16 protein-coding genes are annotated in these 15,138 nt (G+C 34.3%); 8 read left to right on the forward strand and 8 right to left on the reverse strand.

The window, feature by feature from the left end; all coding sequences use genetic code 11:
- Positions 1–31: 31 nt before the first annotated feature.
- From IJQ68_RS10215 to IJQ68_RS10230, 4 genes are read right to left on the reverse strand one after another with little or no spacing between them, the layout of a single operon-like run.
- Positions 32–601, reverse strand: coding sequence for an FmdE family protein (locus tag IJQ68_RS10215; protein WP_292800144.1), 570 nt, complete (start codon positions 599–601; stop codon positions 32–34).
- Positions 601–1,392, reverse strand: coding sequence for an ABC transporter ATP-binding protein (locus IJQ68_RS10220; RefSeq protein WP_292800146.1), 792 nt, complete (start codon positions 1,390–1,392; stop codon positions 601–603). Before IJQ68_RS10220 ends, IJQ68_RS10215 begins: the two co-directional genes overlap by 1 nt.
- Positions 1,383–2,396 (reverse strand): iron ABC transporter permease, encoded by a 1,014-nt coding sequence (locus tag IJQ68_RS10225; protein WP_292800149.1) that lies wholly within the window; start codon positions 2,394–2,396, stop codon positions 1,383–1,385. Before IJQ68_RS10225 ends, IJQ68_RS10220 begins: the two co-directional genes overlap by 10 nt.
- Before the next feature lie 9 nt (positions 2,397–2,405).
- The gene (locus tag IJQ68_RS10230; protein WP_342765146.1) at positions 2,406–3,512 is read right to left on the reverse strand and encodes an ABC transporter substrate-binding protein; all 1,107 of its coding nucleotides are present in this window, start codon (positions 3,510–3,512) and stop codon (positions 2,406–2,408) included.
- A 132-nt stretch (positions 3,513–3,644) separates the two neighbouring features.
- On the opposite strand from IJQ68_RS10230, the gene fdhD reads away from it, so the two are divergent.
- Positions 3,645–4,394: a formate dehydrogenase accessory sulfurtransferase FdhD gene (gene fdhD / locus IJQ68_RS10235; RefSeq protein WP_292800155.1), complete on the forward strand. Its 750-nt coding sequence runs from the start codon at positions 3,645–3,647 to the stop codon at positions 4,392–4,394.
- Between the two features lies 1 nt (position 4,395).
- On the opposite strand, the gene hxlB is transcribed toward fdhD, so the two are convergent.
- Positions 4,396–4,986, reverse strand: coding sequence for a 6-phospho-3-hexuloisomerase (gene hxlB, locus IJQ68_RS10240; protein ID WP_292800158.1), 591 nt, complete (start codon positions 4,984–4,986; stop codon positions 4,396–4,398).
- Between the two features lie 57 nt (positions 4,987–5,043).
- On the opposite strand from hxlB, the gene IJQ68_RS10245 reads away from it, so the two are divergent.
- The 7 genes from IJQ68_RS10245 to lysS all read left to right on the forward strand — a co-directional run bounded on the left by IJQ68_RS10245 (position 5,044) and on the right by lysS (position 13,376).
- Positions 5,044–5,913, forward strand: coding sequence for a LysR family transcriptional regulator (locus tag IJQ68_RS10245; protein ID WP_292800161.1), 870 nt, complete (start codon positions 5,044–5,046; stop codon positions 5,911–5,913).
- A 143-nt stretch (positions 5,914–6,056) separates the two neighbouring features.
- Positions 6,057–6,971, forward strand: coding sequence for a carbohydrate kinase family protein (locus IJQ68_RS10250; RefSeq protein ID WP_292800164.1), 915 nt, complete (start codon positions 6,057–6,059; stop codon positions 6,969–6,971).
- Between the two features lie 28 nt (positions 6,972–6,999).
- On the forward strand, positions 7,000–7,869 hold the full coding sequence (locus IJQ68_RS10255; protein ID WP_292800168.1) for a radical SAM protein: 870 nt from the start codon (positions 7,000–7,002) through the stop codon (positions 7,867–7,869).
- 141 nt (positions 7,870–8,010) lie between these two features.
- A complete protein-coding gene (gene thiC / locus IJQ68_RS10260) occupies positions 8,011–9,309 on the forward strand; it encodes a phosphomethylpyrimidine synthase (protein ID WP_292800171.1) in 1,299 nt (432 codons plus the stop codon).
- A gap of 85 nt (positions 9,310–9,394) precedes the next feature.
- Positions 9,395–10,573 (forward strand): proteasome-activating nucleotidase, encoded by a 1,179-nt coding sequence (locus IJQ68_RS10265; RefSeq protein ID WP_292800173.1) that lies wholly within the window; start codon positions 9,395–9,397, stop codon positions 10,571–10,573.
- A 12-nt stretch (positions 10,574–10,585) separates the two neighbouring features.
- Positions 10,586–11,713 (forward strand): proteasome-activating nucleotidase, encoded by a 1,128-nt coding sequence (locus IJQ68_RS10270; RefSeq protein ID WP_292800176.1) that lies wholly within the window; start codon positions 10,586–10,588, stop codon positions 11,711–11,713.
- A gap of 79 nt (positions 11,714–11,792) precedes the next feature.
- Positions 11,793–13,376 (forward strand): lysine--tRNA ligase, encoded by a 1,584-nt coding sequence (lysS, locus tag IJQ68_RS10275; RefSeq protein WP_292800179.1) that lies wholly within the window; start codon positions 11,793–11,795, stop codon positions 13,374–13,376.
- On the opposite strand, the gene IJQ68_RS10280 is transcribed toward lysS, so the two are convergent.
- The 3 genes from IJQ68_RS10280 to IJQ68_RS10290 all read right to left on the reverse strand — a co-directional run.
- Positions 13,373–13,756, reverse strand: coding sequence for a hypothetical protein (locus IJQ68_RS10280; RefSeq protein ID WP_292800182.1), 384 nt, complete (start codon positions 13,754–13,756; stop codon positions 13,373–13,375). The two genes, lysS and IJQ68_RS10280, sit on opposite strands and share 4 nt — an antisense overlap.
- Positions 13,756–14,226, reverse strand: a complete 471-nt coding sequence (locus tag IJQ68_RS10285) for a nucleoside deaminase (RefSeq protein WP_292800185.1) — start codon at positions 14,224–14,226, stop codon at positions 13,756–13,758. The genes IJQ68_RS10280 and IJQ68_RS10285 overlap by 1 nt, the downstream gene beginning before the upstream one ends.
- A 37-nt stretch (positions 14,227–14,263) precedes the next feature.
- Positions 14,264–15,138: hypothetical protein (locus tag IJQ68_RS10290; protein WP_292800188.1), on the reverse strand; the 875-nt coding region annotated here is incomplete at its 5' end.

Below are 15,138 nucleotides of genomic sequence, written 5' to 3' on the forward strand. Positions count from 1 at the left end.
TAGAGATAGTAATTAATTTTACTATCATTTCTTATTCTTCAATTAACTCGTAATATGCACCTTCAACACAAGGTTTGCAAACTGGTTTACCATCAACAATTAAATGACGGCCATCAGTTACTTTATCACCGCAGACTGAACAGATTTCAGTGGTGTGAGGTTTACCCGGCATTTGAGCTTCAGTTAATTCAACTTTAACTTTTTGAACTGTGAATAACTCTTCCGGAGGAGTTACTTTAAATCTTTCAATCATTTCGTCACGAGTTTCTTTTTTCTTATCTTTTCTATTGGCGTCTGCATCAACTATTCTTAAAGCTTCGCCAGTGTCCATATTATAGAAAGTTGCAGCGAATTTGCCGTAATAAGCCTGTTTTAGAGAACGTTTACCCATTGAACATTTTGTAACAGCCTGAACTGCATCTGCCATACATCTGTCAATTTCCAAAATAACAATGAGGTTCTTATGACGGGTGTTTAGTTCCATACCCATTAATTCCAAACCGTACATTGCCAGTTTTGTTCCAATAGCTATTCCTCCACAGATTTCACCGTGGAATTCTCCGGCCATTTTCAACTGTTCTTCATAATCTTTTTGATTCATTAAATATCACCTAATTTTAAATTTGTTTTTAAAGGAACACAAACTTTCCTATTATCGTCAATTTTAATTAATTTTACATCTATCGAATAAGCTTTCTTTAAGTTTTCTTCAGTCACCACATCATCCGGTTTTCCAAAATCAATGAATGATTTGTCTTTCATGATAGCTACTTTTGTAGAGCTTAAAAATGCATGATCGGGAAAATGTGATGACATTATTATGGACAATCCGGATTTTGCAAGATTATCTATTATTTCCAAAAGTTTAATCTGGTTTCCAAAATCCAGATGGGATGTCGGTTCATCAAGAATCAGAATGTCTGGCTGCTGGCATAATATTCTTGCCAGAAATACCAGCTGTCTTTCCCCTCCACTTAAATTGGTATAATCCTTGTCTTTTAAATCCTCTATTCCCAGTGTCTTTAAAGCATTTAAAGCAATTTCTTCATCTTCTTTTTTAGGAGTTTCAGTCAGATTCAGATAGGGAGCCCTTCCCATCAATACGACATCAAAGACTGAAAATGGAAATGTTGGAATGTGTGACTGCGGAATATAACCGATATGCCTTGATATCTGAGCAAATGACAAATCTTTTATATTTTTTCCTTCAACCAATATTTCACCAGAGTCGATGTCATGAATTCTGTTGAGACATTTTATTAATGTGGTTTTGCCTGTCCCATTGGGACCAAGTATGCATAAAACATCTCCCTTACCTATGGAAAAACTGATATTTTCAAATATGAGCTCATCATCATAAGAAAATGAAATATTTTTAACATCTAAGACCATTCTGAATACCCCCTTCTGAGTAAATAAAGAAATATTGGAACACCAATAATTGCAGTTAGAATTCCGATTGGTATTTCTATAGATATGACTACACGGGAAATATTATCAATCAACAATAGAAAACTTGCTCCAAGACTTAAGGAAGCGGGAAGCAGAATTTTATTGTCCGGACCGACAATCATTCTTGCCATATGAGGAATAATCATACCTATCCAGCCGATGATACCGCTGATTGATACTGCAGCGGAAGTCAATAATGTACATGCGGCAATGATTATTAACCTGATTCTAGACGGATTAAGGCCTAAGGATTGGGCTTCCTCATCACCCATAGCCAGGATATTCATTTGCCATCTCAGCAAATAAAGAACTAAAAATCCTATAAAAAGCGGAATAATAATCATGATGATTTCATCCATTGTAACGGAAGCCAGACTACCCATTAACCAGTATACAATTTCCGGCAGTTTATCTTCAGGGTCAGCAATGAACTTAATTGCAGATATCAGAGAGTTGAAGAATGCTGAAATCGCAACTCCTGAGAGTACCAAAATTAAAATTCCTCCAGCTTTATATGCTTTTGAAATAAGATATGTAATGGAGACTGAAATAATACCGAAAATAAATGCAAATATCTGAATAATAACACTGGATCCGCTGAATAATATAGCTAATGCTGCTCCAAAACCTGCTCCATTGGATACTCCTAAAAGATCTGATGAAACAAGAGGGTTTTTAAATATTCCCTGAAATGCAGTTCCTGCCATTGAAAGTGAAGCTCCAACCAATAACGCAGCCAAAATTCTTGGAAGTCTGATCTGCCAAACAATAGTACTCACAGTTGATGAAACATATAATTGTGGAAGAATTGGAGATAAAATAGTCTTTACAACATCAACCGGACTGATTGGATATCTTCCCATTAAAAAAGATGCGAAAAAAAGAATTATAGGCAGGAACACTAAAAGTACCGTACTTATAATTTCTTTATTTTCCTTATTCATATAATCATCCTATAAATTTGACTCTTTAAGTCCTGAACCCAATAAAATTTCCTTAGCCTGATCATCTGACAGGTCGTAATGATAGAATTGTGAATAAAATTCCTTTGTAGCATCTACCAAATCAATATCTGAATATTGGTCAGGATATAATACTTTTGCAGTCCATGGAACTCCAATAATCATATTTGCACCAACAGGTCTGTCAAACCATTTGAATGGAGACTGGGGTGATACATAAACTTCATGATTTTTGACTGCATCAATGCTAGCCCAATTTGAATCATTATACACATTTGCATAGAAATCCGGATCATTTGTAATGATAACATCAGGATTCCAGCTGATAACCTGTTCTATTGAAACCTGAACACCGGTAGTTGTATTTCCCTGATTTAGTGAATTGGCAACATTTTCACCGCCAACCAAATCAATCAGCTGGCCATGAGTTGAACCAGAAGGATAAGTCTTTAATCCATCATTGTCAACTGCATAATAAACAGTCTTTTTATCGCTGTCAGATAATTTGGAAGATTTTTCCTGAACCTCATTTAAATATTTGTCATTGAAATCGACTAATTTTTGAGCATTTTCTGTTGCACCAATGACTTCTCCAATGAAAGTAATTGAAGCGTCAACCTTATCAACACTTGTAGTATCATTTACCGATATGACGGGGATTTTTCCGAATTTTGTTTGTCTCTCATTAACAGTTGACAGATCACCATCTCCCCCTTCATCAATGGATTCAATGACGATATCCGGTTCTGAAGCAATGAACTCCTCATAGCTGCCGTCCTGGGTTCCATACCAACCCCCAATATTAGGCAATCCCCTATATTGTGCTGGAACATACTCAAGTTCCTCATCGGTCCATTGGAAATTTAAAGCTGTCAGTTTATCCGGAGCAATCATATAAATGACAGTAGACATCGGAGGTGACGTTGCAACAACCTTATTAAGTGATTGCGGTATCTCAACAGTCCTGCCAATCATGTCTGTAATATTTTTAGCTCCGGAATTTTCAACTGTGGAAGGAGTTAAAAATATGTGGGTAGCTATCCCCAATACAATCAAAAGAGCTAAAATTAAGATAATAATTTTACTTTTCTTTTCCATAACAACCACATTATAACCTTTGATATGAATATCTATTCTTAACATATTAAATAATTTACGAAATAATGAAAATAGCCAAAAAAAATAAAAAATAAATGAAAAATAAATATATTAATAATAGGGGATAATAAAATGAAAATTGAAGAGATTGATGCTATACATTATAAAAACAGCAAAGCCCAGGAAGTAAAGGAAAATGTTGTGCAGGATGAGACGATTACATTAACCATTAATGATGATATCAGCCGCAGCTTATCTGCAATCGAAGATTCTCTGGAAGAATTTGCTGTGGGATACATGTTTAATGAGAATATGGTTGATTCAATGGATTCAATTAAAGATATAAAAATCAAAGGAAACCAGATTTATGCAGAAATTGATGATACATTACTTAAAACAAATGAAACAGTACTGTGTTCTGATTCAGCAGGCGGATGGAGAAGTAAAATTAAAACTGTGAAACGTGTCGAATCCGATTTTCAGGTTTCAGTGCATGAGCTGATTGACAGAATCGAAGAGCTGAAAGACAATGCGGAAATCTGGCAGGCGACCGGCGGAACACATGTTGCAGGAATCGTATATGATGGCCAGTTTATTGTAAAAGAGGATGTCAGCCGTCATGTTGCAGTTGATAAAGTAATCGGTTATGGATTATTGCATGATTTTGATTTGTCAAATTCCTATGTAATTTACAGTGGAAGAATGCCTGCAGACATGGTTATTAAAATGACCCGTGTTGGCGTTCCTGTTTTGGCATCTAATGCTGCACCGGCAAATTCAGGTTATAATATTGCAAAAAAAGGTAACGTTACATTAGTCGGATTTTTACGCGGTGAAAGATGTAATATATATAATAATCAGAATAGAGTAATTTTTGATTAAATTACTCTAATACAGTATGTCTTGCTTTTAAATCGCTTTCAGTCTGATGCATTTTTTCCATTAGCTCGGAAACGATTGCATCCAAAAATACAAGGGTTGTCAATTCAAAAGCAGTTCCTAATGGAGTTAAAGAAGTATAATTTCCATGAATTTGACGTTTCATATAATTCTCATCATCAACTTCTTTTTTTGTTCTTCCTTTAACCAGCAGACAGCAGTCAGCCAATTGGCCTAAAGTTGATTCAGGATATGAAGTTACAGCTAAAACTTTTGAACCTCTATTTTTAGCTATTCTTGCAGCAGAGACAATAGTATTGGTTTCACCTGATCCTGAGATGGCGACTATACAATCATCTTCATAGATAGCTGGAGAGATAGTTTCTCCAACGACATATGCACTTACTCCCAAATGCATCAATCTCATAGCAAACGCTTTAGCAGCAAGTCCTGACCTTCCAGCACCAGTCACAAAAACGTTTTTTGATTCAATGATTATGTCTTCAAATTTATCTATATCTTCCGCATCCAAAAATTCCTCAGCACTTACAATATTACCAATAATAGCTTTAATTGAGCTTTTCATTAATTCCATTATATCATTCCTAAAAACACTAGATAAATATATGTAAAAAACTTTAATATATAATTAATGAAACTTGAAAGCAAAGGTTTGATTAGTTTAGAGATAAATGGTGAAATCTATGGTTATAAATTATACCAAAGTTTGGAATCATTGAACAGAACAAATTCCCAAAGAAAATCCGCTAAAGAATTAAATATTTCTCATACAGTTTTCAACAGAAGGATATTGAATGCTGAAAAACAGTTAGGATTTAAATTAACAGAAAAACTGGGAAATGGCAGTGTTCTGACAGACAATGGTGTTAAACTTCTTGAGGAATACAGAAAATATCTCATTCAAATCGCCGAACCTGACAACATCAATATTGCCGGAGGTCATATCAGTTCAGGGCTTTTGGAAAGTATAGACTTGCCGTTCAACATTAATGTATACAGCAGCAATGACAATGATGCTTTTAAATTAGCTAAAAGAGGAGTTGTGGACTTATTAACATTAGATGATCCGTTAATTGCTTATGAACGAGACATAAACTTCATACCTATTGCTTATGACTATCTTGTTTTAATATCAAGCCCTGATTGTCCGGAAATTAAAAGCATTGAAGAGTTGAATGACCTTGATTTTGTAAAAGTTAACGGATCCGCCCAAAGGCTTGCATGGAATACTCTCGAACATTACAACCTCAATTATACCATCAGACATGAAGTCAATTCCCAGTTTGATGCATTTAAATTAGTCCGAAATTCAAAAAACTTATATAGCTTCTTAAATGCCAGTTATTTTAATGGAAATGAAATATTTAAGTTAGATACAAGACATGTTATCAGTTTAGTCAAAGTTAACGATGAAGACCCTAAAACTGATGAATTAATAGATTATTTATTGTCAGAAGGTCAAAAAGACATTATAAAACAAGGTTTTATAGGCATGGAATAATACTTGTCAGACGCTCTCACCAATATTATTTATACTCCAAAAACAAATTGTATATTACACCTCATTTCTTAAATGTGAAATCTTATGCATAACGAAAAAAAGATTTTACAAAATTCATTAAAATAAATAAAAAAGGCGATAATATGGTAAAAAATACAGATTTACTTGCAATTGGTCATTCAGCTCATGATTATATTATTAGAGTACCCGCATTTCCAAAAGCTAACTTTTCATCTCCAATAACTGATATGAAAACATTTAACGGCGGAGCTGCAGCAAATGTTGCTTGTGTTGGAGCAAAACTGGGATTGAAAACCGGTTTAGTATCTGCTGTTGGTGGAGGTTTCAAGAAAAGTGAATATTATGAACATATGGAAAATTTAGGTATTGATACTGATTCATTAATTATTGTTCCGGGAGAACAAACTCCAACCGCTTTTGTTTTAACCGATGATAACTCAGACCAAATCAGTTATTTCTACTGGGGAGCTGCAAAAGAATTTGCTGAAAGCAAAGTTCCAAGTTTAGCGATTAAAAATGCTGAAGCAATACACTTAGCAACAGGAGATCCAAATTTCAACTGGAAATGCTCCGAAGAAGCTAAAAATGAAGACCTGCTTATTTCATTTGATCCAGGCCAAGACCTTGGAATGTATGATACCAAAAAACTTAAAGACGTTATTGAAAATACAACCATTCTTTTTGGAAATCATCATGAAATTGAAAGAATTTTGAATTCACTGGAAACCGATTTGGCCGGTTTAAGAGAATTAGGTCCTAAAATAATTGTTAAAACATGCGGAGCCAATGGAAGTGAAATCTATTCAAATGAAGATAAAATCGTTATCGATGCAATCAATGTTGACGTAGTTGACCCTACTGGTGCTGGAGATTCATACAGAGCAGGATTTTTATCAAGATTCCTCAATGGAGAATCATTAGAACAGTCCGCAAAATTCGCATCAGCAGTTTCATCATTTATCATTGAACATCAAGGCTGTCAAACCAACATGCCTAGTTTTGATGATGCATTTGAAAGAATGAATGAGTTTTATTAAACTCATTTTACTTATTTTTTTGATAATTATGCATTATAGCAAAGTTAAAAGTATTCTATCACCAAAAAACGGAATGAACCTATATCGTGGATGCACACATGGCTGCATTTACTGTGATTCCAGAAGTTCCATTTATAACATTAACCATAAATTCGAAGATATTGAAGTTAAAGAGAATGGTTTGGAATTATTAAGAAAAGCCCTTAAAAATAAAAAAGAAAAGGTTATGGTCGGAACGGGATCAATGGCTGACCCTTATATGCCCATTGAAAAAAGACTTAAATATACCAGAAGCGCTTTAGAATTGATTTACAGATATGGACACGGATTTACATGCATTACAAAGTCCGATTTGATATTAAGGGATTTGGATTTAATAAAAAAAGTAAATGAAAAGTCAAAGGCTGTCGTTCAAATGACATTGACCACAGCAGATGAGGATTTGTGCAAAATACTGGAACCCCATGTCTGTACAACTAAAAGACGTGTTGAAGTGTTGAAAAAGTTAAATGAAGAGAATATTCCTACAGTAGTATGGCTTTGTCCAGTCCTGCCATTTATCAACGATACAGAAGAAAATATAAACAAAATTCTTGACTATTGCATAGATACCCATGTGAAAGGAATCATATGCTTTGAAATGGGAATGACATTAAGAGACGGAGATAGACAATATTTCTATAAAAAACTTGATGAACATTTTCCCGGACTGAAAAAGAAATACATCACACATTTTAAGAATAATTATCATATTCCCAGCCCATATAACTCTAAATTAATGGAAATTTTTAATGAAAGAACCTCAAAAGCAGGAATAATGAACAAAAGCGATGAAATTTTTGATTATTTACACGAATTTCCAAATAGGGAAAATACAAAACAAAGTAAATTATTCTAAATTACACTTTATTTTTATCAATTTTTTTGGATTTAGAATCAATTAATTCAAATATTATTAACACATAACAATTAACATCAAATAAAAATGATTTTATAATCAAATAATGTTGATTTAATTAAAAATTAATTGAGTGATAGTATGACACAGATTAGTGATGCAAAAAAAGGTATATTAACAGATGAAATGAAACACGTCGCAGAAATAGAAAACGTTTCTGAAGACTTTATTTTAAAATCTGTAGCTGAAGGAACAATAGTTATTCCAAGCAACGTAAACAGAGACATTGAAGCAGCAGGTATTGGTGCTGGACTTAGAACAAAAGTAAATGCAACAGTCGGAACTTCAACAGATATTGTAGACTTTGATGAAGAAGTATTAAAAGCACAAATAGCTATTGACCATGGTGCTGACTGTTTAATGGAATTAAGTATTGGCGGAGACTTGGATGTAATCAGAAGAAGGGTTCTTGACATGTCCCCCCTCCCAGTAGGATCCGTACCAGTATACCAGGCAGCTATCGAAACCATCAGAGAAGAAGGATCAGTAATCTACATGGACGAAGACAAACTGTTCAACACAATCGAAAAACAAGCAAAAGACGGTATTGACTTCATGGCAGTCCACAGCAGTATTAACATTGAAACCTTAACCAGACTTAAAAGACAAGGCCGTGTAACAGGATTAGTATCCAGAGGAGGATCCTTCATGTCCGGATGGATTGTGGAAAACGAAAAAGAAAATCCTTTATACGAAAACTTCGATTACGTCTTGGATATTGCTAAAGAACATGATGTTGTACTTTCACTTGCAAACGGTATGAGAGCAGGTTCAATTGCTGATTCAACAGACAGGGCTCAAATACAAGAATTGATCATTTTAGGAGAATTAATTGACAGATCCCGTGAAGCTGGAGTACAATGTATGATTGAAGGACCAGGACACATCCCAATTAATGAAATTCCAACAAATGTCATGATTCAAAAGAAAATGTGTTCCAACGCACCGTTCTACATGCTCGGACCTATTGTATGTGATGTAGCACCTGGTTACGACCACATCGTATCCTCCATCGGAGCAGCATCATCTGCAAAAGCTGGAGCTGACTTCATCTGTTATGTAACTCCTGCAGAACACTTAGCATTACCTTCTCCAGAAGATGTGAAAGAAGGAGTTATCGCAACAAAAATCGGAGCATATGCAGGAGACCTTGCAAGTGGCCAAATTGACGGTTCACAAGACTTGGCAATGGCAGAAGCAAGAAAAAGATTAGATTGGGAAGCACAATACGCTTGCGCAATGTTTCCGGAGGCTGCACGTGCAAAAAGAGATGAAAGACCACCTGAAGAAGAAGACACATGTACCATGTGCGGAAACTTCTGTGCGGTAAAAATCGTTAACGAATGGTTGGACCAATCAGATTCCGATTTAATCAAATAGATTAACCAATCTATTTTTTCTTTTTTTATTTTAAATATAATAATTGACATATCACTATATAACAACTATTTTTCCAGGTGATATGATGGAAAGCTCTGCAGAAGAATTGCTAGAAAAAATTAAAACTCTTGAAGATGAGAACAAAACATTGAAAGAGAAAAATAGTGAAAACAGCAAAAAAGTAAGAAGTCTAGAAACAAAAGAATTGAAACAGAATGTCAGCAATCGTCAATTGGAAGGAAAAATCAAAGAACTGAAAGGAGAAATCAAATCCTTTAAAAAAACACCATTGATTCTTGCAACCATAACAGAAGTATTCGATGACAATAGAGTTGGAATCAGAGGTCATGTCGGCCATGACTTTGTTGTAACATATCCCGGTTCAATAGATAAGCAAAAAGTCATTCCTGGAGCAAGAGTTTCCCTGAATCAGGACAGTTTGGCTGTTGTTGAGGTTTTGCCATCTAGAAAGGAAGCTGACATCATAGCAATGGAAATTGAAGAAAAACCAGACATCAATTATGAGGATATCGGTGGCCTTGAAAACGCAATAGTGGAAGTGAAAGAGACTGTTGAGCTACCGATTAAAAAACCGGAACTCTTTGAAGAAATTGGAATTGACCCGCCAAAAGGAATTTTATTATACGGTCCGCCAGGAACAGGAAAAACTCTTCTAGCAAAAGCCGTGGCAAACCAAACAAATGCAACATTCATCAAACTGGTAGCATCCGAATTTGTAAATAAGTTTCTAGGAGAAGGTGCCAGATATGTAAGAGAAGTCTTTGAGCTTGCAAAAGAAAAATCCCCTGCAATAATATTTATCGATGAAATAGATGCGATAGGAACAAAAAGAACACATGGAACACAGGGAGCAGACAGAGAAGTTCAGCGAACCCTTATGCAATTGCTATCGGAACTGGACGGATTTGAATCAAGAGGAAATATCGGAATAATAGCTGCAACAAACAGGCCAGATATTTTAGATGATGCATTGATAAGACCTGGAAGGTTTGACAGGGCAATTGAAGTTCCACTGCCTAACAAAGAAGGCAGGCAAAAAATTCTTGAAATTCATACTCAGAAAATGAAGATAGATGACAATATTGACTTTGAATCAATTAGCGAGTTAACAGAAGGATTTTCTGGTGCGGATTTAAAAGCAATATGTACTGAAGCGGGAATGTTTGCAATAAGGTCTGAACGGAAAAAGGTTATTTCAAAAGATTTTATGGACGCTATTGATAAAATCATGACTTCAATTTAACTAGGTGTTTAGATGGATGAAAAAAATAAACAAAAATATAAAGAACTGATGATAAGATTTAGAAATCTTGAAAAAGACCATTTACTGCAGGGAATAGAAAATCAGAAGCTGGAAAGAAAAGTTAAGGAATTGAAAAAAGAAATTGAAATACATAAAAAAATTCCACAAATTCTTGCAACGGTCGTTGACAGATTAGATGACGATAAAGTAGCTATCAGAGGAACAGTCGGCCATACATTAATAGTGGGATATCCCAAAGATATCAACGAAGAGCTACTGATTCCGGGAGCTAGAGTTGCATTGAATGAACATACAATGTCCATTGTTGAAGTTTATCCCGACGAAAAGGATGCTGAAGTCAAAGCAATGGAGATTGAAGAAAAACCTGATGTTAACTATGAAGACATCGGAGGATTGGAAACACAAATTAGAGAAATTAAAGAAACTGTAGAACTTCCATTGAAACATCCTGAGATATTTGAAGAAATTGGAATAGATCCCCCAAAAGGAATACTTTTACAAGGCCCTCCTGGAACAGGAAAAACCCTTCTTGCAAAGGCTGTGGCTAAACAGACAAATGCTACATTCATCAAACTGGTGGCATCCGAATTTGTAAACAAATTCCTGGGGGAAGGCGCCAGATATGTGAGGGAAGTATTTGAACTTGCAAGAGAAAAAACACCTTCAATAATATTTATAGATGAAATTGATGCTATAGGAACAAGAAGAACTGAAAACCATACTGGCGGAGAAAAGGAAGTTCACAGAACATTAATGCAACTTTTATCCGAACTCGATGGATTTGATCAAAGAGGAGATGTGGGAATAATAGCTGCAACAAACAGAATAGATATTTTAGACGAAGCTCTCTTAAGGCCTGGAAGATTTGACAGAACAATAGAAGTTCCACTTCCGAATACTGAAAGCAGGAAAGACATTTTACAAATCCATGCTAAAAAAATGAAATTGGATGAGAAGATTGATTTTAATAAATTAGCTAACTTAACAGAAGGATTTTCAGGTGCGGACTTGAAAGCTGTTTGTACAGAAGCAGGAATGTATGCAATCCGGTCAAAACGCAGAAAAGTAATTCAGAAAGATTTCATTAATGCTATTGAAAAGATGATTAAATTAAACTAATATTTTTATATTAATAAAAACATAATAAAGTTATTAACTTATTTTATGATAATTTTTTTATTGAATAACGGTGAATTAGATGACACATTGGATTGAAAATATAGCTGATGAACTATGTAAAATGGATGTAGAAGAACATGTTATTGCAAGTGGAACTTCAATTTCAGGTTCTATACACATTGGAAACTCATGTGATATATTCATAGCAAATGCAGTCGGCAAAAAAATAAGAGAAAAAGGTAAAAAAGCAAAAACAATTTGGATTGCAGACGATCACGACCCGCTTAGAAAAGTCCCATACCCACTTCCTGAAGATTATGACAAATACCTTGGAATGCCATATTCAATGATTCCATGTCCTGACGGATGCTGCGCTAATTTTGTGGAACATTTCGAAAAACCATTATTAAGCGTTATGGACGACTATGGTATTGAAATGGAAGCTAAATCCGGTTTTGAAATGTATAAAACTGGAGTTTATAACGATTATATAAGAACCTCATTCGAAAAGGTTGATGAAATAAAAGAAATTTTCAACGAATACAGAAGAGAACCTTTAGCAGATGACTGGTTGCCATATAACCCGATTTGTGACGAATGTGGTAGAGTAAATACCACTTATGCTTATGATTATGACGGAGATATCGTCAAATACAGATGTGAATGTGGTCACGAAGGTGAAATGGACATTAAATCCGGAAACGGTAAACTCACATGGAGAGTGGAATGGGCTGCAAGATGGAAAATATTCGGAACCACATGTGAACCCTTCGGAAAAGACCATGCTGCAAGTGGCGGGTCCTATGATGTGAGTAGCGTAATTTCAGAAAAGATTTTCGACTATCCTGCACCTTACCCAGTGCCATACGAATGGATTACACTTGACGGTGAAGCAATGAGTAAATCCCACGGAGTATTTTTCGCTCCTGAAGAATGGCTGAAAATTGGTCCTGCGGAAAGCCTTAACTATTACTTATTCAGATCAAAACCTATGAAAGCTAAAGATTTCTCACCTAAAATGTCTTACTTGGACTTTATTGACCAATTTGATAAAGTAGAAAAGGTATTCTACAATGAAGAAGAAGCACCATCTGAAAAAGAAGACAGAAAATTCAGAGAAATATATGAAGTAGCTCAAATTAATGCTGGTGAACCTCTTCCATTCAGGCCACCATTCAGATTCCTGGTTAATGCTTATCAGATAGCTGGCGATGATTTAGAAAAAATATTCGAAATTTTAAAAAGGAATTCACAATTGACAAAAAGCTTTGAAAACAAAGAATTCAGTGATTTGACCGAAGCAGAATTGGCACAATACAGAGAACGTGTTGACAATGTCATTTACTGGTTGGACAATTATGCTCCTAAATTCGTTAAATTCCAAGTTCAGGAAAATAATGTTCCAAAATTACCATTAACTGAAGAACAAGATAAATTCTTAAGTGATTTGGCGGATTTAATGGAAAGCACTGAATTTGATGATGCGGCAGCATTACATGACGCAATGTATGAAATCTTAGAAGGTCAAGGTTTAAAACCACAAAAAGGTTTCCAAGCCATTTATAAAATGATACTTGGTCAAAAACAAGGACCTAGAGCAGCATCATTCTTATTATCCCTAGATAAAGACTTTGTTGTAAAAAGATTAAGAAAAGAAGCTTAAATCAAGCTTCTAAATTCTTTTTTTATTAATATTTCATCATCATTTTTAATTATTTTATAATCTAATTTTTCAAAAATATCCAAAAGCACATCATCTTTTTGCAGGGAAACATAAGATGATTTGAAATCCAGATCAATAGCTATTTTTTCCAATTGTTTAAGTAGTTTATAGGATATTTCTTCACGATTTTTAACTGAATCTATAAATAAGCTTATAATTTCAATAGCTTCAGAATCATATACCATAAAACTAGTGCATCCGGACACATAATCATAATTAACTAAAAGTAAGACCACTTGAGGTTCATCCAAAACACAACCAAAAGATTTGCAGTATTTGATGAACCTCTCATCTCTTTCATCAGTTACTATAATCTCCATTATTTAACCTCTGTTGTATTTCCTACTTTAGCAAGTTCCTCATCCCAGATTTCAGAATTATTGCATGTGAATTTTAAGAATAAGTCCCTGCATCGCAAATCATTTAAAACAACGACTTCAACATCGTTGCATTTAAGTAAATTTTCAGCACCCATCAATGTCGTATTTTCGCCTATGACAACACGGGGAATATTATATAAAATTACGGTACCGGAACACATCGGACAAGGAGAAAGAGTTGTGTATAATGTGCATTCAGTATAATCTTCATAATTAAGACGCCCTGCATTTTCGATTGCATCCATTTCAGCATGCAATATTACAGAATCATTTTGAATTAGCCTATTATGTCCTTTGGAAATAACTTCACCATCCCTAACAAGAACAGCACCAATAGGTATGCCTCCTTCCTGCAAAGATTTTTCAGCTTCCTTAATAGCTAATTCCATAAAATAAGAATCGTTATTCATAAAAAAAATAAATTATAGATGATTATTTAAAATCATCCTATTTGAATCTGTTGAACAATCCTCCTTTACTGGATTGTTTTTCAGCAGCTTCTTTAAGTTTTTCTATTTGGGATCTCAAATCAGAAATAGTTTTTTGAGAATCATTAGATAACTTATCATAATTACTTTGTTTGATTTTTAAATCAGCTTTTAAAGAGACAATTTCATCTTTTAATTTGTCAATGGATTTTTTAGCTTTTTCATCCACTTCTTCTTTATAATCTCCCATTTCGATAAGTTTTTTCCTTAAATCATCAATTTCTTCTTGAAGATTACCAATTTTACTTTTTGATTCTTCTAATTCATCATTGGAAGATTTTAAATTATCTCTTAATTTTTGATTTGTATTTTCTAATTCTTCAACATTAGAAGCTTCCAAATCACCGATTTTTTCTTTTAAAGATTTTATTTTGTCTTCATAACTATCTTTAATAGAATTCAATTCGGATTCTAACCTATCAGTTCTTGCTTTATTAACTGCACTATCTGCACCTAATTCACCGATACGGTTACTTAACTCTTCACTGATATCAAGTTGATCATAATATTTTCTGGAAGTTTTTTCTAAAGCTTCAGTTAATTCTCTTTTAACAGATTTTAAAGAAGCATTTTCTTTTTTAAGATCAGGGATAATTGTATTGGTTAAATAATTTAACTCATTTGATTGGTTTTTTAATTTAGATTCTTTTTCTTTTAAATCTTTTTTCAATTTAGCAATAAAACCATCATCTTTTGTTTCATCTTCAACTTCCTCAACCACTTCTTCCTCAACAGGTTCAGCAGCCTCAACAACTTCCTCAACCACTTCTTCCTCAACAGGTTCAGCAGCCTCAACAACTTCCTCAACCACTTCTTCCTCAACAGGTTCAGCAG

The organism is Methanobrevibacter sp., from assembly GCF_017447225.1.
In the GTDB taxonomy this organism is placed as follows: Archaea; Methanobacteriota; Methanobacteria; order Methanobacteriales; family Methanobacteriaceae; genus Methanocatella.